The sequence below is a fragment of the Streptomyces sp. ITFR-6 genome, from assembly GCF_031844725.1.
GTDB lineage: Bacteria > Actinomycetota > Actinomycetes > Streptomycetales > Streptomycetaceae > Streptomyces.
This window is the reverse complement of the sequence record NZ_CP134612.1, coordinates 4605985-4624982: the sequence shown is the minus strand read 5'-3', so window position 1 is coordinate 4624982 and position 18998 is coordinate 4605985. Positions and strand designations below refer to the sequence as shown.

16 protein-coding genes and 1 tRNA gene are annotated in these 18998 nt (G+C 70.6%); 10 read left to right on the top strand and 7 right to left on the bottom strand.

Features of this window, described 5'->3' with window-relative positions; all coding sequences use genetic code 11:
• The 10 genes from RLT59_RS20955 to RLT59_RS20910 all read left to right on the top strand — a co-directional run bounded on the left by RLT59_RS20955 (position 1) and on the right by RLT59_RS20910 (position 7072).
• Positions 1-450, top strand: a complete 450-nt coding sequence (locus RLT59_RS20955) for a type II toxin-antitoxin system RatA family toxin (protein WP_311304807.1) — start codon at positions 1-3, stop codon at positions 448-450.
• Positions 450-1028 (top strand): hypothetical protein, encoded by a 579-nt coding sequence (locus tag RLT59_RS20950; protein ID WP_311304806.1) that lies wholly within the window; start codon positions 450-452, stop codon positions 1026-1028. The genes RLT59_RS20955 and RLT59_RS20950 overlap by 1 nt, the downstream gene beginning before the upstream one ends.
• Entirely contained in the window at positions 1025-2050 is a 1026-nt protein-coding gene (locus RLT59_RS20945; protein WP_311304805.1) for a phosphatidylglycerol lysyltransferase domain-containing protein, read from the top strand. Before RLT59_RS20950 ends, RLT59_RS20945 begins: the two co-directional genes overlap by 4 nt.
• A 78-nt stretch (positions 2051-2128) precedes the next feature.
• Positions 2129-3085, top strand: a complete 957-nt coding sequence (locus tag RLT59_RS20940; protein WP_311304804.1) for a VlmB-like protein — start codon at positions 2129-2131, stop codon at positions 3083-3085.
• Positions 3082-3945: an alpha/beta hydrolase family protein gene (locus RLT59_RS20935; RefSeq protein ID WP_311304803.1), complete on the top strand. Its 864-nt coding sequence runs from the start codon at positions 3082-3084 to the stop codon at positions 3943-3945. Before RLT59_RS20940 ends, RLT59_RS20935 begins: the two co-directional genes overlap by 4 nt.
• Before the next feature lie 20 nt (positions 3946-3965).
• Positions 3966-4649, top strand: a complete 684-nt coding sequence (locus RLT59_RS20930) for a 4'-phosphopantetheinyl transferase family protein (protein WP_311304802.1) — start codon at positions 3966-3968, stop codon at positions 4647-4649.
• Positions 4650-4747: 98 nt separating this feature from the next.
• Positions 4748-5365 carry a TetR/AcrR family transcriptional regulator gene (locus RLT59_RS20925; protein WP_311304801.1) on the top strand — a complete coding sequence of 206 codons (618 nt, stop codon included), beginning with the start codon at positions 4748-4750 and terminating at the stop codon, positions 5363-5365.
• Positions 5366-5402: 37 nt separating this feature from the next.
• Positions 5403-5558, top strand: a complete 156-nt coding sequence (locus RLT59_RS20920) for a hypothetical protein (protein ID WP_311304800.1) — start codon at positions 5403-5405, stop codon at positions 5556-5558.
• Positions 5559-6278: 720 nt separating this feature from the next.
• Complete coding sequence (locus RLT59_RS20915; protein WP_311304799.1) at positions 6279-6572, top strand: transposase; 294 nt, start codon at positions 6279-6281, stop codon at positions 6570-6572.
• Positions 6573-6574: 2 nt separating this feature from the next.
• Positions 6575-7072, top strand: a complete 498-nt coding sequence (locus tag RLT59_RS20910) for a transposase (RefSeq protein ID WP_311304798.1) — start codon at positions 6575-6577, stop codon at positions 7070-7072.
• On the opposite strand, the gene RLT59_RS20905 is transcribed toward RLT59_RS20910, so the two are convergent.
• The 7 genes from RLT59_RS20905 to RLT59_RS20875 all read right to left on the bottom strand — a co-directional run bounded on the left by RLT59_RS20905 (position 7029) and on the right by RLT59_RS20875 (position 18961).
• A complete protein-coding gene (locus tag RLT59_RS20905) occupies positions 7029-7577 on the bottom strand; it encodes a hypothetical protein (RefSeq protein WP_311304797.1) in 549 nt (182 codons plus the stop codon). The two genes, RLT59_RS20910 and RLT59_RS20905, sit on opposite strands and share 44 nt — an antisense overlap.
• A 999-nt stretch (positions 7578-8576) precedes the next feature.
• Positions 8577-8650, bottom strand: a tRNA-Thr gene (locus RLT59_RS20900).
• 119 nt (positions 8651-8769) lie between these two features.
• The gene (locus tag RLT59_RS20895; RefSeq protein ID WP_311304796.1) at positions 8770-10314 is read right to left on the bottom strand and encodes an alpha/beta hydrolase; all 1545 of its coding nucleotides are present in this window, start codon (positions 10312-10314) and stop codon (positions 8770-8772) included.
• A gap of 102 nt (positions 10315-10416) precedes the next feature.
• Positions 10417-11622 carry a DNA polymerase III subunit delta' gene (locus tag RLT59_RS20890; RefSeq protein WP_311304795.1) on the bottom strand — a complete coding sequence of 402 codons (1206 nt, stop codon included), beginning with the start codon at positions 11620-11622 and terminating at the stop codon, positions 10417-10419.
• Between the two features lie 226 nt (positions 11623-11848).
• Entirely contained in the window at positions 11849-15133 is a 3285-nt protein-coding gene (gene tmk, locus RLT59_RS20885; RefSeq protein ID WP_311304794.1) for a dTMP kinase, read from the bottom strand.
• 410 nt (positions 15134-15543) lie between these two features.
• Entirely contained in the window at positions 15544-18402 is a 2859-nt protein-coding gene (gene topA / locus RLT59_RS20880) for a type I DNA topoisomerase (protein ID WP_311304793.1), read from the bottom strand.
• 361 nt (positions 18403-18763) lie between these two features.
• Positions 18764-18961, bottom strand: a complete 198-nt coding sequence (locus RLT59_RS20875; protein WP_311304792.1) for a hypothetical protein — start codon at positions 18959-18961, stop codon at positions 18764-18766.
• Positions 18962-18998: the final 37 nt, after the last annotated feature.

The following is an 18998-nucleotide window of genomic DNA, read 5'->3' as shown; positions in this document are numbered from 1 at the left end:
ATGAGAGCGGTAGAGCTGGAACACCACAGTGCGGGTGTCGACGCGCGGACGGCGTACGGGCTGGTGCGCGACTTCGGGCGCTATCCCGAGCTGGTCGCCGTTGTGCGCAGGGTGGAGGTGCACCCGGGGGCCGACAGCGAGGCGGTCGTCAGCGACTGGGAGGTGGACTTCCGCAACGGGGTGCTGACCTGGTCCGAGGAGGACGTCTTCGACGACGAGGCAATGCTGATCTCCTTCCGTCAGACTGCGGGCGATTTCGAGGTGTTCGACGGCCAGTGGGAGGTGACAACCGCGGGCCCGGCCGGCGCCGGGTGCGTGGTGCGGTTCCAGGCCAAGTTCGACTTCGGCCTGCCGAGCCTCGCCGGGATCATCGACCCGGTGGCCGAGCGGGTGCTGCGCGAGACCATCGCGACCATCCTGAAGGCCTTGCTGGGCGGGGAGGGCGCGTAGTGGACGCCGCAAACCGCTTCGAGTCCCGTACGACGTACCGGCTGCTGCGCGGCGAGTACCTGGCGGGCCTGCTCATCAGCGCCTGGCTGCTGATCGCGCACTGGAACGAGGTGCGCTGGCCGGTGGCCGTGGGCCTGTTCCTGTACATCGACCTCATCGGCTACATCCCGGGGGCCCTGGCCCACCACCGGGCCCGGGGCGGCTCCGTGCCGCGCGTGTACTACGTCCTGTACAACACGATGCACAGCTGGCTGACCGCGGGCGCGGTCGTCGGCCTGTGGGCGTGGCTGTTCGGCTGGGAGTGGGCGCTGCTCGCCGTTCCGGTGCACCTGTGCGGGGACCGGGGCCTGCTGGGCAACTTCCTCAAGCCGTTCTCCGTGCCGTTCGAGCCGGCGCCGCATCCGGCGTTCGCGGAGTTCGAGACGGCCGTGGAGTCGGGCGGCCGGGCCTCCCTGTCCCTGGTCGGGGCGGACCGGAGCGGTGAGGGCCGGGGCGGTGCGCGCCCGGGTGAGCCGGGCGGCCGGGGTGCTCCGGAACCGGACGGACAGTCCCGCCGGCCTGCCGGGACTCGCGGATGAGCGCGGATCCGGCCGCGGTCGCGGACCGGGAGTCGGCGCGGGCCGTGGAGCTTCTGCGCGCCCACGCCGACCACCCGAGCGCGGTGCTGGCCCTCAACGGGGCTACCCACCGCTACGCGGGCCGCAGTGCCGACGGACTCGTCGCCTACACGCGGCGGGGGCGTCGCGATGTGGTGCAGTTCGCGGCCCCCTTCGCCGAACTGGGTGAGCGGGGGCGGCTGCTGGAGGAGTTCCTCCGGTACCTGGCGTCCGGCCCGGGAGGGACGCCCCGGCTGACGGCGGCGCAGGTCGGGCGGGCCGACGTGGAGCTGTACGCGGAGCGCGGATTCACCGTGAACCAGGTCGGCAGCACCTACGGCATCGACCTGGCCCGCTTCACCTTGCGGGGCAAGCCCCTGGCGAAGGTCCGGCAGAACGTCAACCGGGCCCGGCGGGACGGTGTGACCGTCGTGGAGACGGATCAGGGCGATCAGAGGGACCGGCGCGAGCTCGATGCCATCGACGCTGAGTGGCTAGCGGCGAAGGGCCGCCATGTGAAGGAGCTGTCGTTCCTGATCGGTGAGCGGGGCGGTCCGGGAGCCCCGTTGCGCCGTACGTTCGTCGCCCGGCACGATGGCCGGACGGTCGGCTACATCACCTATTCCCCGGTGTGGGGCAGTCGGCCGGGCTGGCTGTACGACCTGACGCGCAGGTCGCCCCGGGCCCCGGTCGGGACCGTGGAGCTGGTCAACCTGACGGCCCTCAGCCGCTTCCAGGAGGACGCTGCGCCCTGGCTGCACCTCGGGCTGACCCCCTTCGCCGGTCTCGAGGACCGATACGAGCCCGAGTGCGCGAGCCGCGGGATGACCCGGGCCCTGCGACTGGTCGCGGAGCACGGGCGGCTGGTCTATCCCGCGCGGTCGCAGGAGGCGTTCAAGCTCAAGTGGGCGCCACATGCGATCGAGCCGGAGTACATCGCGTTCCAGGGCGGGGTGTGCCCCTCCTCGCTCTGGAACCTGCTCAAGACCACGGGCGCCGTCTGAAGTTCCGTTGTGGAACGCCCGGCAGAACGTCCTGCAGAACCTCCCACAGAACATCCGAGAAGAGAAAGAGGAATCCCCATGACCACCACCCCCGTCGAGGCCGACTGGGACCGCGCCCCGAGCGTGCTCGAAGGCGCCCGGACGCTGGAACTGACCACGGCGGACTGCAACCTGCCGTACTGGCTGCGGCACGTCGCGGGCACGATGCTGCGGCGGCTCTCCGACGGCTCGGTGCCCGACGAGGGACCGACCGCGGCGGTGTGTGAGTCAGGCCCGCTGCGCGACGCCCTCGTCGACGAGTTCACCTTCCGCCACCTGGCGGAGGAGAAGGCAGCCCGCGCGCTGTCCTTCCTGGTCTTCCACGCCCCGAGCACCGACGACCTGGAGTTCTTCTCGACGCAGCTGATCGACGAGGCCCGCCACGCCCGTATCTTTCGGGAGCACCTACTGCGCGTGGGCCTCTCCGCCGAGCAGATCGCGAACGAGGTCGCCCGCACCGCCGGGGCGGCCGCGGCCGCGGTGCTGGGCCCGCTGGAGGAGTTCGGCCTTCAGGTCCTGCGCGACCAGGGCGACTTCCACGGGGGCGTGCTGGTGCTGACCGTCCTCGTGGAGGGCATCCTGGCGCCGGCCGCCGAGCTCAGCGAGCGCAAGTGGCGCCCGCTCGACCCCGCGGCGGCCCTGGTGGAGCGCGGGGCCAACATGGACGAGATCCGGCATCTCGCGGTCGGTAGTTCGGTCGTGCGCCGGTATCTGACGGAGCACCCGGAGCAGCGCCCGCGGCTGCTTGAGCTGGTAACGGAAGGCCGTCGCCTGTGGGAGAAGCTCCCCATGCAGGAGGTGCTGTTCCGCCGCGAGTCGTTCTTCCAGGAGGGCCTCGCCGAGCAGGCCGAACTCGTCGGCGACTATGAGATCTGGCCCGGTCGGCGGCTGATCGACACCGGTATCGAGGAGCGCATGGAGGCGGCCGGCCGCTGGTCGGCCGAGACCCAGGAGACGCGCCTGGAGTACATGCTCCTCTCGGACTCCGCCCGATGAGCGCGGCCCGCTGGGAGGTGCCGCTGCCGGCGGAGGGCGGCGACGGCCCTCAGCGGATCGTCGCGCAGGTCACCGAGTCGGCCCGGGCGCCGCGCGCGGTGGTGCTGATCTGGCCCGCCATGGCGGTCCAAGCCTCGTACTACGCCCCGTTCTGCGCCGATCTGGCGGCCCTGGACATCGCCTCCGTCGCCGCCGACCTGCGCGGGCAGGGCGAGAGCCGGCCGCGGGTGGACCGCGGGTCCAGCCACGGCTATAACGAGCTGGCCTCGCGGGACTGGCCACGGATGGTGGCGGCGGTACGGGAGCGCTTCGGCGAGGGCGTCCCCTTGTACCTGCTGGGGCACAGCATCGGCGGTCAGGTCTCCGTCCTGTACGCGGCCCGGGAGCCGAAGGGCGTCGACGGCCTAATCTTCGTGGCCGCCGGGTCGGTGGACTTCCGCGGATTCCCAGGCATGGGCGGGCTGCGGGTGCTGCTGAGCACGCAGCTCGCCGCCGTTATTGCCCGGCTATGGGGCTACTTCCCGGGAGACCGGCTCGGGTTCGCGGGGCGGCAGCCTGCGCGGCTGATCCGGGACTGGGCCAGAATCGCCCGGACCGGCCGGTTCGAACCCTCGGGCGCCGAGATCGCATACGCGGAACGATTGAGGTCCGTACGTCTTCCCGTGCTCGCCGTCTCAGTCTCTGGGGACTCCCTTGCTCCGCCAGCGACGGTGGACCGGCTGTGTGCCACACTTCCGTCAGCCACCGTAGAGCGGTGGCATTTCGAACCCTCCCGGGGAGTCCGAGTCGACCACGTGCGATGGGCCCGCAGGGGCGCCCCGATAGCGGAGCGGATCCGCGCATGGGCCGACGGCCTCTGACTCACCAAGGACGGTAGAACGTGGATCGTTTGGCGGGCGCACTGGTGCTGCGTACCGACTCAGCGGGCGCGCTGCGCGCACTGGCGTCCGTCCGCTCCGCTCTCACAGAGGCAGAGAAGGCGCGGGCCGCCCGGCTCCGCTCCAGCGACGACCGCGAAGACTACTTCGCGGCGCATTTGCTCGTACGGGAGTGCGCGGCACGTTGGAGTGGCGTGCCGGCCCATCGCCTGACGCTGCGCCAGCTCTGCCCGGGATGCGGATCGCCGACACACGGCCGCCCCTATATTGAGGAGCTGCCCTGGGTCGCGGTGAGCCTCAGCCACACCCGCGGACACGTCGCGGCGGCGGCTGGGGCGGGCCCCGTCGCGGTAGACGTGGAGAACCACCGACGCACCGCTCTGTCGCAGGCTGCCCGCCGCGAGGTGCTGACGAACTCGGAGCACGCAGCCATCGCCGCAGATCCCGATCCCGACCTGGCCTTCTGCCTGCGGTGGACGTACAAGGAGTGCCTGGTGAAGCAAGCTGCGGCTTCCTGGGGGCAGTTGCGGACGGTCAGCGTGCCGCAGAGCCTGCGCCCTGACGGGGTGCCGGTGGGGGCAGATATGCGGTGGGCCGTTCAGTGGGTGGACGACCAGGGAGCCAGCTGCGGGACAGCAGTAACCACCGGCAATCCGGTGCTCCTTGGATTCGAAGGCGGCACATGAGCGGTACAATCCAGCCAGGTGGAACGAGCCGTCTCGTTCAGTTCGCCGCCCCGCCCCCTCAGCGGCAGCCGCACTCTGCGCTGAAAGACGAGAGAACCATGGGACAGAACAGAAATCTGAATCAGGTCTCGGACCGGTCCGGCACCCACATGCGGGATTTGGATGCGCGTAGGCGGATTCTCTCCGCGACACTGCGGATGCTGGCCCAGAACGGCTACTCCAAGCTCACCATCGGCGGAGTCGCCGTAGAGGCACGCGTCGGCAAGGCGACGATCTACCGCTCCTGGCCCAACAAACCGGCCCTGGTACTCGACGCCGTACGCGAGGAACTGCCCCCGATACCGAATGAGGACACAGGTGACAGTGGAGCCGAGCTGATCACCGTGGCCTGTGCCCTGGCGGACCTCTATTGCTCGCAGAAGATCCGGGCGGCACTGCCGGCCTTGATGGCGGATGTCGCGGACGACTCGGGGCTGCGCGGCTTCCTCGCCGAGAATCTGATCGACGGCCGCAAGGCCTCTTCATACCTCGTCCTGTCGCGCGCCGTCGAGCGCGGCGTACTCCCTCCGGACACCGACATCTCACTAGTCCTCGACTCGTGGGCGGGAACCATACTCTTCCGCAGTCTCTTTTTCGAGGAGACCTTCGGCGAGCAGGCCATCCGCCGAATGGTCGCCGCCACGGTGGCCTCACCTCCACGGCTTCCCGAGGCCTGAGCTTGCCAACGGGCGGGCCCGCGTTCGCAGCGCGGCCGTGAAGACACGCCCAGCTGCCTCGCTGGCCCGCACAGCCGGTGCCACGGAAGCCATGCAGGAGATCTACAACGCCGAGGACCGCGCCGACGCCAAGAAGGCCATCGAAGCACTCGAGAAGACCTACGGCACGAAATGGCCCAAGGCCGCCGCTTAGATCACCAAGGGACTGGACGGAGTTGCTGGCGTTCCAAGATTTCCCGGCGGAGCAACTGGGGCCGCCTGCGGACCACCAAGCCGATCGAGTCGACGTTCTCCATGGTGAAGCTCCACCCCAAAGTCACAATCCGCGGTGTCGGCAGCCCCGCAATTACGTTGCCCCCGGGCCCGCTGAACGCACAATTACGCCACCGGGCCGTCAGCTCGCCCAATTCCGCTGAGTCACCAGGGTTGATGGACGGAAGCAGTGATCTCCGTAGTCACAGCAAGGCGATTCATCCCCAGTAGGCGCGATCTGCTGCGCTCCTCGGCGTGGACCGTGCAGACCCTCCCTCAGTAACGTTCGACTGTTATGTGCCGACGTCAGCACAGCGTGATCCACCCGTCCGGAATCCAGCCGCCGACCTAGCCTTCCAGGGATCTGGTGAGATCCGGGATCTCCAAGTGCGTTAGTAGCTGTTGTCGTTCCGATCGTGCGGGGTGGGCGTCGAACGGGAGTCTCGATCGGGTGACCGTGGCCGGCTGCGGGCATGAAGGCAGGGCCTCTTGGTAGCTCGGGGTTGCGAAGCCAACCGAGATCCAGGAGACCCTGTTGCCGCAGTTGTACGTGCTCGCGCCGGTGGAGTTCAACTCGGCTGCTCTGTCGTGTGATTGTGTCGCTCACCGGTTCGGGAATGCGGCCGACCATCCGGAGCGTGTTCGGCGGTATCCCTCGGACATGACGGACGCGGAGTGGGCCGTGGTCCGGCCGCTGCTGCCGGTGCCGGGCTGGCTGCGAGGTCGGGGCGGGCAGCCGGAGGCGTACTGCCACCGGGCGATGCTGGACGCGATCCGCTATCTGGTCGACAACGGGATCAAGTGGCGGGCCATGCTGGCCGACTTCCCGCCGTGGGACCGGGTCTATGCGTTCTTCCGCCGCTGGCGCGACCACGCGCTGGTCAGAGAGTTCCACGACCGGCTGCGCGGCCGGGTCCGCGAGGAGTCGGGGCGAGATGCGGAACCGACGGCCTAAGCGTGATCGACTCGCAGTCCGTCAAGGCGGACGCCGTCGTCGGCGCCGACAGCCGCGGCTTCGACGGCGGCAAGCTGATCAACGGCCGCAAACGGCACGTGGTGGTCGACACCCTCGGCCTGCTGCTGGGCGTGATGGTCACCGCGGCGGACATCGGCGACCGCGCCGCCGCGAAGGTGCTGCTTGAGCGGGTGACCGACGCTCACCACCGGCTGGAACTCGTCTGGGCCGACGGCGGCTACACCGGCAGCCTCGTCAAGCACTGCCTGGCCGCGCTCGCGCTGGTCCTGGCGATCGTCAAGCGGAGCGACGACATGCGCGGCTTCGTGGTGCTGCCCAAGCGGTGGATCGTCGAGCGGCTCTTCGCCCACCTGATGCGAAGCCGCCGTCTGGTGCGTGACTTCGAACGATCCATTAGCAGCGCCGAGGCGATGATCTACTGGTCGATGACCATGATCATGACCCGCCGCCTGGCCCGCTCACGCTCCGCGCGAGGGTGAACCGGCCCGGTGCCGACTCGGCCAGCCAGCCCCGCGCGACCAGGCGTTTCGCCTTCGACCGCAGCCCCTCCACCTTGGCAGGCACCACGTCCAGGCCGAACGCAGTGGCCATCTCCTGACAGGTCAGCGGCCCTTGACCGAGACGGCCCCGATCCTCGATCGCGGCCAGGATGCGCTGGTAGTCCACCGACAGTGCCGTCCCGGCCAGCCCCTCGCGCCACATCGGAACCTGCGACCTCGCCTTCACCACCAGAGGTGCAGACGCCTCCACCTCGGTTCCCGTCACAACACCCTCCGGCACGTCAATGGCGCCCACGCCGGCTGAGTCACCGCCCGGCGCGGACAGCACCGCACCGACACGCTCGCGGGCGATCGTCCACTCCGACCACTCCTGCTCGGCCACCGCGAGCTCGGCCTGGATGCGGTCCGCTGCCTCACGCAGCCCGTCCACACGACGACGAGCGGCAAGCTCGTGCTGTTCCAGCAGTCCGACAACCGACGGCATCCACGGCCTCCACGAGAGCGACGAAACGACACCCCATCACTCCCACACCGACGCCGCCCCTACCCCTGACCAGCGAAAACACAGTCGTCAGACTCGGAAAGACAACAGCGTCTTAGAACCGATGCGGCTTGCCTGTGTGGGAGCCTCCTCAGGTCCCCTTGGCCGTATACGGGGCATAGCGCGGAGGAAACGGGCCCCTTCACTGAACTCAGAGAAGGGGAGTGGACCCTCATCCGGGGAACTCCGTACCGCGAGCCCGTACCGCAGCGCGGGCAGATGGTTGAAGACATCCTCCTCCTCGACGCACCCACGCCAGAAGCTGGGCTCGCCCTGAGCCCTGACCCGCAAGACTTTCCAATCCCCCGGCGCCGAGTGGCTCCCGGCCCGCACTTCGGCATCGCCAAGCGGCTGCCCAGCGTTCACAGGGCGCACAGCGCCTACCGGCTGGCCGCCGAAGTCGTCGACGCCGAGCGGTTCCTCCTCGTGGACGGGAACATCGTCATCGACACCGAGTTCGCCGACCGAAGGCGTGTCGCTGCGGGTGGGGCGGGCGGTGAACCCGCTCAACGGCCTGATCTGCGGCTACGGCGGGCTCAAGCCGGACTCCGCCCAACACCTTTTTGGCCCCCGCGAAAACAGCCCTTCTCAGATCCACCGCAGGGCATGGCCGAACACCAGCAGCGCATCAATTGTCCAGACGCCACAACCCGCCCCCGCTTCGGACTCACGCGCTCACAGAGCCGAGGTGCGTCTTGCCTGCACAGTCGCTGCACGCTTGGCCACCAAATGGCCACCATGCCGATCTGAGCTAACTGAACAAGATCGATATCGGGAGACAGAAGACCAGGTCAACGCCTCGCAGGGCAAAACCGCTACCGGCCGTCAAACTCAGACCTATGCATTGCGATGCGTGGATCGCCGATGCTCAATCAGTCCGGATTCCAAGGTCACAAAAACAAGAAACCCCAGGTCAAAGGCCCGACCTGGGGTTCACCCTAGAGCCGCCTTCGGGATTCGAACCCGAGACCTACGCATTACGAGTGCGTTGCTCTGGCCAACTGAGCTAAGGCGGCACGCGCTGCCACACCATGGTGCGATCAGCAGCGGGCCCAAGTCTACACAGTTTCCGAGGGTGCTCCGTACCGCCCTGGCGCCGGGGCGTAGGCGCAGGTCAGTGGGGTGGTGGGTGGGGTCAGGAGCAGGTCTTGCCGTCGCTCGGCGGGGTGCTCTCCAGGAGGTAGGTGTTGATCGCCGTGTCGATGCAGTCGCTGCCGCGGCCGTACGCCGTGTGGCCGTCGCCCTCGTAGGTGAGGAGGGTTCCGGAGCTGAGCTGGCCTGCCAGGGACTTGGCCCACTTGTACGGGGTCGCCGGGTCCCGGGTGGTGCCGACGACCACGATCGGGGCGGCGCCCTCGGCCTTGATGCGGTGCGGGGTGCCGGTGGCGGGGACCGGCCAGTAGGCGCAGTTCAGGGAGGCCCAGGCGAAGCCCTTGCCGAAGACCGGGGAGGCCTTCTCGAAGGTGGGGAGCGACTGGGTGACCGCCTTGGAGGTGGTGAAGGCGGGCGGGAGGTCGATGCAGTTCACGGCCGCGTTCGCGTACATCAGGTTCGCGTACGTGCCGTTGGGCTCGCGCTCGTAGTAGCTGTCCGCCAGCGAGAGCAGGCCGGAGCCGTCCCCTTTCTCCGCGGCCGTGAGCGCGTCACGGAGCTGGGGCCAGGCCGCCTCGTCGTACATGGCGGCGATGACCCCCGTGGTGGCCAGGAACTCCCCGAGCTTGCGGGAGTCCCCCGTGGCGATCGGCTTGGCGTCGAGGCGGGCGAACAGCTGCTTCAGCCTGTCCACGGCGTCGGAGGCGGACGTGGTGCCGAGCGGGCAGCCCGACTTCTTCACGCAGTCACCGGCGAAGGACTGGAACGCCGTCTCGAACCCCGCGGTCTGGTCGCGATTCATCTCGGCCGAGGGGAGCGACGGGTCCATCGCACCGTCGAGGACGAGCCGGCCCACCCGTGCCGGGAAGAGTTCGGCGTACGTCGCGCCCAGGAAGGTGCCGTACGAGGCCCCGACGTAGTTCAACCGGTCGTCGCCGAGCAGCGCCCGCAGGACGTCCATGTCACGCGCCGTCTCCACGGTGGAGACGTGCGGCAGGATCTCCGCGGAGCGCTTCTCGCAGCCCGCGGCGAACTTCTTGAACGCACCGCTCAGCGCAGTGACCTCCCCGGCGTCGTCCGGCGTCTGGTCGACCTGCGTGTAGGCGTCCATCTGCGGACCGGTGAGGCAGGTGACGGGTTCGCTGCGCGCCACCCCGCGGGGGTCGATGGCCACCATGTCGTACCGGGCCCGCACCTGGGCGGGATAGCCGACCGCCGCATAGCCCTGGAGGTACTCGATGGCCGAACCGCCGGGCCCGCCCGGGTTCACCAGCAGCGAGCCGATCCGCTTGCCGGGGCCGGTGGCCTTCTTGCGGGAGACCGCCAGCTTGATCTCACCGGCGTCCGGCTTCGTGTAGTCGAGCGGCGCCTTCATCGTCGTGCACTGGAATCCGGTGACACCGCAGTCCCGCCAGCTCAGGTGCTGTCCGTAGTACGTCTTCAGCGCCGCCGGGACGGGCGAGGCGGTGGCCGCCGGGCCGGACGACGAGGCGCCCGTCGTCGAACTTCCGCTGCTGCAGCCGGAGATGAGGAGGCCGGCAGTGCCGAGCGCGATGGCGAGGGTGCGGAGCGGGCGCCTGGTGTCCATATCCGGAGCGTAGCCGCCGGGTGACGACTCGCCCGATTCCCACCTCATACGGGTGATTCGGCGTGCCTCGACTTCCAGCTCAGCCCCGCCGGACCGTAGTGGTCAGCCCGCCCGCAGCGCCATCGTCATGGCCTCCACCGCGAGCAGCGGGGCCACGTTGCGGTCCAGCGCCCGGCGGCAGGCGGTCACCGCCTCGATCCGGCGCAGGGTCCGCTCGGGCGTGGACGAGCGGACGACGCGGTCGAGGGAGTCCTGCGCGTCGGCGTTGGCGATGGCGATCCGCGAGCCCAGCTGGAGGGCGAGCACATCGCGGTAGAAACCGGTCAGCTCGGTGAGCGCAAGATCGAGGCTGTCGCGCTGCGTACGGGTCCTGCGGCGCTTCTGCTTGTCCTCCAGGTCCTTCATCACCCCGGCGGTGCCGCGCGGCATCCGGCCTCCGGCGGACGCGCCCATCGCGGCCTTCATGTCCTCCGTCTCCTTGACGTCCACGTCCTCCGCGACCTGCTTCGCGTCGTCGGTGGCGGTGTCGATCAGCTCCTGCGCGGCCTTGAGGCAGCCGCCGATGTCCTCGACGCGCAGCGGCAGCTTGAGGACCGCCGCGCGGCGGGACCGCGCCCGCTCGTCCGTGGCGAGGCGGCGGGCCCTGCCGATGTGGCCCTGCGTGGCACGGGCGGCGGAAGCGGCCCGCTCCGGGTCGATGCCGTCCCGCCGGATCAGGACATCGGCGACCGCGTCGACCGACGGGGTGCGCAGCGTGAGGTGGCGGCAGCGGGACCGGATGGTGGGCAGCACGTCTTCGAGCGAGGGTGCGCAGAGCAGCCACACGGTGCGCGGTGCGGGCTCCTCGATCGCCTTCAGCAGGACGTTGCCCGCGCCTTCCGTGAGACGGTCGGCGTCCTCCATGACGATGACCTGCCAGCGCCCGACGGCCGGCGAGAGCTGGGCGCGGCGGACCAGCTCCCGGGTCTCCTTCACACCGATGGAGAGCAGGTCGGTCCGGATCACGTCGACATCGGCGTGCGTACCGATGAGGCTGGTGTGACAGCCGTCGCAGAACCCGCAGCCCGGCGCCCCGCCCAGCGCGCGGTCCGGACTGGTGCACTGCAGAGCCGCCGCGAAGGCCCTGGCGGCGGTGGACCGTCCGGAGCCGGGCGGGCCGGTGAACAGCCACGCATGGGTCATCTTCGAGCCGGGCGGCACCGGCTCTCCGGCCGAGATGGCGGAGACCAGCACATCGGCGTCCCGGGCGGCGGCGCCGAGCTGCTCCTGCACCCGGTCCTGGCCGACCAGGTCATCCCATACGGACATGGGTCCCGCCCTTCCGGTGGTGGTCGTGGCTCTCGCTGATCAGCGGCCCGACGCGGTGCGCGTCAGGCGTCGATCCGGCTTCCCATTGTGAAGGACGGGTCTGACAATCCCGGCACCCGCCCGGGACGGAAGATCCCCCGGAAGCACGGAAGCACGGAAGCCCCGGACATCCGGGGCTCCCGTGCCTACGTGCCCACGTACCGGATCACGTACGCATCGTCACTGATCAGCGGCGCGGGCGCCGTCCGCGGCCCCGGGAGTCGGGGCCCTCGTCGTCGTGGTCGCCGAGCAGTTCGTCCGCCAGCGTCGGCAGATCGTCCAGCGGGGTCTCCTCCGCCCAGTCGGGGCGGGGCCGCCGGGCCCCCCGTCCGGAGCGCTCCTGCTGGTCAGAGGCCGGCTGCTGGGGCGCGTTCGGGTCGGTGATCTGCGGGAGCTCGCGGGTGCGCTCGTTCTCGCGCTCCGGTACGGAGCCCCCCTGGTGCTCGTCCCGGAAGATGCCCCGCGGTACCCGGTCGGCCGGATCGGCGTCCCTCGCGGACCCGCGGCCCGTGTCCCGTACCGGCGGAAGGACCGCCGTGTCGTCCGTCGCGCCCGCCGCGTCCCGCCCGCCGGAGCGCTCGTCCGGGTCGGTGAACTTCGGGATCATCGTCGTCTCGGCCTCGTCGGAGGGCCAGGTGTCGGACGAGGACCGGGAAGAGGAGGAAGAGGAACGGGTGGATCCGGACGACGGATCCACCGGGGAGGGAACCGGCTGGGTAATCTCGTTCGGGTTGACGATCGGAGTCGGCACCGTCAGCTCGTTGTCCGGAACGGACGGCCCCGACGACCCGGACGACCGGGACTCCCGGCGCTCCCGGGAAGCCCGCGCGGAGGCGGCCGCCTGGGCAGCCGCCTCCGCGGCTTCCGCCTCCGCACGCGCGGTCTCGGCCGCGGCGGCAGCCTCGGCCTCGGCCTGACGGCGTGCCGCCTCAGCCCTCAGCAGCGACTCCTCGGCCTTGCGCTGCTTCTCAAGACGCAGCGCCTCCGCCTCCTTGCGTAGCCGCGCCTCCTCCTCGGCCTGCCGGCGCAGTCGCGCCTGCTCGGCCTCGCGGGCCGCTTCCTCGGCCTCCTGCCGCTTGCGCTCCTCCTCCGCGATCCGGCGGGCCTCCTCGGCGCGCTGCCGGGCCTCCTCGGCCTGGCGCTCCGCCTCGCGGCGGCGGGCTTCCTCCAGCTCCTGCCGCTTGCGCTCCTCCTCCTCGGCGCGGAGCCGGGCGAGCTGCTCCTGCCGCTCACGCTCCAGGCGCTCCTCCTCCGCCTTGCGCGCGGCCTCTTCCTCCGCGAGGCGCCTGGCCTCTTCCTCGGCAGCCTTGCGCGCCTCCTCCAGGGCCTTGATCTCGGCCTCGGAGAGCGGGAGGAGCTGGTCGAGCCGGTGCCGTACGGCGGTGGTGATCGACTCCGGGTCCTGGCCGGCGTCCACCACCAGGTAGCGCGTCGGGTCGGCCGCGGCCAGCGTCAGGAAGCCGGAGCGTACGCGGGCGTGGAACTCGGGCGGCTCGGACTCCAGCCGGTCGGGCGCCTCCGTGAACCGCTCGCGGGCGGTCTCCGGGTCGACGTCCAGGAGCACCGTCAGATGCGGTACGAGACCACTCGTCGCCCAGCGGGAGATCCGGGCGATCTCGGTCGGCGCGAGATCGCGGCCCGCGCCCTGGTAGGCGACCGACGAGTCGATGTAGCGGTCGGAGATGACGATCGCGCCGCGCTCAAGGGCCGGGCGCACGACGGAGTCGATGTGCTCGGCGCGGTCGGCGGCGTAGAGCAGGGCTTCCGCGCGGTTGGAGAGCCCGGCCGAGGACACATCGAGCAGGATGGACCGCAGCCGCTTGCCGACGGGGGTGGCGCCGGGCTCCCGGGTGACGACGACCTCGTGGCCCTTGGCCCGGATCCACTCGGCGAGCGCCTCGACCTGGGTGGACTTGCCGGCGCCGTCGCCGCCCTCCAGGGCGAGGAAGAACCCGGTCGCGGCGGGTGCGACGGCCGGTTCGCCGCCGCGCAGCGCCTCGCGCAGATCGCGGCGCAGCGGCACGCCGGAACGGTCGTCCGTCTTCGCGAGCACAACCGCGGCGACCGGCAGCAGCAGGGCACCGATCAGCATCAGGGTGAACGCGGCGCCGCCGTGCGCGAAGACGAAGTCCCCGGCTGTCAGCCGGTGCGTGCCGATGGCGGCGGCGACCAGCGGGCCGCCGACCGCGCCGAGCCCGATCAGGACCCGGACGACGGCCTGGAGGTGTTCGGTGGTCCGGACCCGGCGGGATTCCTCGGTCTCCTGGTCGACGAGGACATGGCCGGTGTTCGCGGCGACGCCCGCCGCGTATCCGGCGAGCACGGCGATCAGGACGACGGTCGCCGTGTCCGGGACCAGGCCCATCGCCAGCAGCGCGACGCCTGTGACGGCGGTGGCCAGGGAGAGCAGCCGCCGCCGCGACAGCATCGGCAGCACCTTGCCGGCCGTGCGGATGCCGGCGCCCGTACCACCGGTGAGGGCGAGGATCAGCAGCGCGAGGGTGGCGGGGCCGCCGCCCAGGTCGGTGGCGTGCAGTACGGCGACAGCGCCCGCGGCCGCGATGGCTCCGGCGACGGCGGCGCAGGCCGCGACGATCAGCGGCATCGAGCCGGTGCGGCCCTTGTCCGGCCCCTGGCCGGCGGACGGCCGGCGCAGCCCTTCGAGCGGGGAGCGCGGCCGGGGCGTGGGCGTACCGGGCAGTTCCAGGAAGTACACGATGGAGATGGAGGCGGAGAACAGCCCGGCCGCGACGTACGAGCCGAGGGCCGCCTGGTGGAAGGAGAACCAGTCCAGGCCAGAGCCCAGCAGGTTTCCGATCAGCGTGGCCACCAGCAGCACGGCCGCGGCGGCGGGGACGGCGGCGAAGTCGGTGCGCAGGAAGAGCCGGCGCAGCGGTTCGAGGTGGTCGGGCAGCGGGCGCACGGCGGCGCCCTCGATGGGCGGGGCGGGCAGCAGCGCGGGAGCGGCGCTCTCCTTGGCGATGCGCCACAGGCGCTCGCCGATGCCGGTGACGAAGACGGTGATCAGGATCATCATGAGCGCCCGGTCGGGCGTCCAGTCGATCCACAGCGGCGCGACGACCAGCAGCGCGAGCCGCAGCCCGTCCGCCCCGATCATCAACCACCGCCGGTCGATCGGCCCGCCCGGCGCCGTCAGGGTCGTCAACGGCCCCAGAAGTACGGCTCCGAAGAGCAAGGTGGAAATAATCCGGGCACCGAAAACGGCGGCGACGGCAAAGGCCGCCCCGCGGTATCCGGCTCCGAATGAGCCCTCAAGGACCGCCGCTTGCAGCGACAGCAGCACCAGCACGAGAAGGGCGAGTGCATCGCCGATACCACCGACGAGCTGGGCGCTCCACAACCGCTTGAGCGGGGGAATGCGCAACAGGGCTCGTACGGCGCGCTCGCGTGAGTCTGCGGCAAGTGTGTCGGAGGTGGGGCTCACGACCGTTGGCTGCTCGGCTCGGGTCATCCGCCCAGCCTATCGGGAGCGAACCGGTGCCCGGGGGCCGCGTCCGAACATACGACCACCGGACACCCACCCCAGCCCGTTCCACCCCTTCTCACCTGACCTCCAACCCCACGTCCAGCCGTACTCCCCCAGGCCCAGCCCTACTCCCCCGCGTCCAACCCCGCTTCCCCACGCCCCGTCCAGCCCCGCTCCCCACCCCTCGCTTCCCGTCCCGCTCCCACCCCGGGCCCCGCTCCCAGCCCCTCCGGCGTTTGAGGAGCGGGGTCCGGGGCGGAGCCCCGGTTACGGGAAGGGGCGGGTAGGGGACAAGGCCCGCCGCAGGCGCCCCCACCCCCGCTCCCAACAGCACAAACGCCGGGCGGGCTGGAGAAACATCTCCAGCCCGCCCGGCGTTCAGAAACCCCGCGAGGTCACTCCTCCGACGACGACGCCGACGCAGACGCAGACTTCTTCGCCGCCGCAGTCGTCTTCTTCGCCGCAGTCGAAGTCGTCTTCTTGGCCGCAGTCTTCTTCGCCGCGGTCGCCTTCTTCGCCGGCGCCTTCTTCGCGGTCGCCTTCTTGGCCGGGGCCTTCTTCGCCGTCTTCTTCTTGGCCGGCCCCTTGGCCCGCTTCTCCGCGAGCAGCTCGTAGCCGCGCTCCGGCGTGATCTCCTCGACGCTGTCGTCGGACCGCAGCGTCGCGTTCGTCTCGCCGTCGGTGACGTACGCGCCGAAACGCCCGTCCTTCACGACGACCGGAGCACCGCTCACCGGGTCCGTGCCCAGTTCCTTCAGCGGCGGCTTGGCCGCGGCCCGGCCGCGCTGCTTGGGCTGGGCGTAGATCGCCAGGGCCTCTTCGAGGGTGATGTCGAAGAGCTGGTCCTCCGAGGTCAGCGACCGCGAGTCCGTGCCCTTCTTCAGGTACGGGCCGTAGCGGCCGTTCTGCGCGGTGATCTCGACACCCTCGGCGTCCTCACCGACGACGCGCGGCAGCGACATCAGCTTCAGCGCGTCGGCCAGCGTCACCGTGTCCAGCGACATCGACTTGAAGAGCGAAGCCGTCCGCGGCTTCACCGCGTTCTTGCCGGTCTTCGGCGTGCCCTCGGGCAGCACCTCGGTGACGTACGGGCCGTAGCGCCCGTCCTTGGCGATGATCTGGTTCCCGCTGACCGGGTCGGCGCCGAGCTCGAAGTCACCGCTCGGCTTGGCCAGCAGCTCCTCCGCGTACTCGACGGACAGCTCGTCGGGCGCCAGGTCCTCGGGGACGTCCGCGCGCTGGTGGCCCTCGGAGTCCTTCTCGCCGCGCTCGATGTACGGGCCGTAGCGGCCGACCCGGAGCTTGATGTCGTTGCCGACGGGGAACGAGGAGATCTCCCGGGCGTCGATCGCACCGAGGTCGGTGACGAGCTCCTTGAGCCCACCGAGGTGGTCGCCGTCGCCGTTGCCCGCGTCGGACGCCTTGCCGGCACCGGCCGCGTCGTCGCCCTCCTGGGCACCGAAGTAGAACCGCTTCAGCCACGGCACGGACTGGGCCTCACCGCGGGCGATGCGGTCGAGGTCGTCCTCCATGCGGGCGGTGAAGTCGTAGTCGACGAGCCGGCCGAAGTGCTTCTCCAGCAGGTTGACCACGGCGAACGACAGGAAGGACGGGACGAGCGCCGTGCCCTTCTTGAACACGTACCCGCGGTCGAGGATCGTGCCGATGATCGAGGCGTACGTCGACGGGCGGCCGATCTCGCGCTCTTCGAGCTCCTTGACCAGCGAGGCCTCGGTGTACCGGGCCGGCGGCTTCGTCGCGTGGCCGTCGACGGTGACCTCGTCGGCGGACAGCGCGTCGCCCTCCGCGACCTGCGGCAGCCGACGCTCGCGGTCGTCCAGCTCGGCGTTCGGGTCGTCGGCGCCTTCGACGTACGCCTTCATGAAGCCGTGGAAGGTGATCGTCTTGCCGGACGCGGAGAACTCGGCATCCCGGCCGTCGCTCGCCCGGCCGCCGATCTTGACGGTGACGGAGTTACCGACCGCGTCCTTCATCTGGGAGGCGACGGTCCGCTTCCAGATCAGCTCGTAGAGCCGGAACTGGTCGCCGGTGAGGCCCGTCTCCGCAGGGGTGCGGAAGCGGTCGCCGGAGGGGCGGATCGCCTCGTGCGCCTCCTGCGCGTTCTTGACCTTGCCGGCGTACGTGCGCGGCTTGTCCGGCAGGTAATTGGCGCCGTACAACTGCGTGACCTGGGCACGGGCCGCGGAGATCGCGGTGTCCGAGAGGGTCGTGGAGTCGGTACGCATATAGGTGATGAAGCCGTTCTCGTACAGCTTCTGCGCGACCTGCATGGTGGCCTTGGCCCCGAAGCCCAGCTTGCGGCTCGCCTCCTGCTGGAGGGTCGTCGTACGGAAGGGGGCGTACGGGGAACGGCGGTACGGCTTCGACTCGACGGACCGCACGGCGAACGAGGAGTCGGCGAGCGCGGCGGCCAGGGCGCGGGCGTTCGTCTCGTCCAGGTGCAGCGTCTGACCGGAGGCGGCCTTCAGCTGACCGTCCGGACCGAAGTCACGGCCCTGGGCGATGCGGCGCCCGTCGACCGCGCTGAGGCGGGCGGTGAGCGTCGAGGGGTCGGAGGCGTCACCGGTCCGACCGGTGGCAAACGTGCCGGTCAGGTCCCAGTACTCGGCGGAACGGAAGGCGATGCGCTCGCGCTCCCGCTCGACGACGAGGCGGGTGGCGACGGACTGGACACGGCCCGCCGACAGGCGCGGCATGACCTTCTTCCACAGGACCGGCGAGACCTCGTAGCCGTAGAGGCGGTCGAGGATGCGGCGGGTCTCCTGGGCATCGACCATGCGCTGGTTCAGCTCGCGCGGGTTGGCGACGGCGGCCCGGATCGCGTCCTTGGTGATCTCGTGGAAGACCATCCGGTGGACCGGGACCTTGGGCTTGAGGACTTCCTGCAGGTGCCACGCGATGGCTTCGCCCTCGCGGTCCTCGTCGGTGGCGAGGAAGAGTTCGTCCGACTCGGCCAGGAGCTGCTTGAGCTTCCTGACCTGGGCCTTCTTGTCGGCATTGACGACGTAGATGGGCTGGAAGTCGTTCTCGACGTCCACGCCGAGCCGGCGCACCTCGCCGGTGTACTCGTCCGGCACCTCCGCCGCGCCGTTCGGGAGGTCGCGGATGTGCCCGACGCTCGCCTCGACGACGTATCCGGGGCCGAGATAGCCCTTGATCGTCTTCGCCTTGGCAGGCGACTCGACGATGACGAGTCGGCGGCCGCCCTGTGCGGTCTCGCTGGTCGGGGACAACTTCGCTCTTCTCTCCGGTCGACGCTCGGTGGGCATCAGGGCAGCGCGATCGCGCTGCCGACAGTGCTGTCGCTGCGGAGTGTGACGGTACAACCCGCCCCCGTGTCAAACGGCAAAAGCCCGCAACGGCCACTCGAACGGTAACCCGACTTCCGCCTTTCCTGCCGCCCGGCCCGCTCAGTCCGCCGTGCGCGGGGCCGCTGCCTGCGGGTTTCGGCGGCGCTGTGGCCGCACCGCGAGTGCCGACGGCGGGGTGCGCACAGTCCGGGCGTGTTCCGGGCCGGCTCCGGGCCCCGGGTGCCTCGCGGACGGTTCGGACACGCGTTCGGCCCCGCGTTCAGACGCGCCCTCGGCCACGGGTTCAGACGCGTGTGAAGCACCACACCCCGAGGACGAGGAAAACTACGCCGAACACAGTGGCGAGTACGGTCGAGGCAACGGGGCTCACCCGGTACGCCACCGGCGCGCGATGCAGTACGCGCGCCCCCGTCCACAGCAGCAGCGCGGCACCGAACAGTGCGAATGCCGTTCCGGCGAAGACCGCAGGTCCGCTCTCCATGCCCGTAAGCCTCTCTGTCCCCGGCGCGGACCGGAGC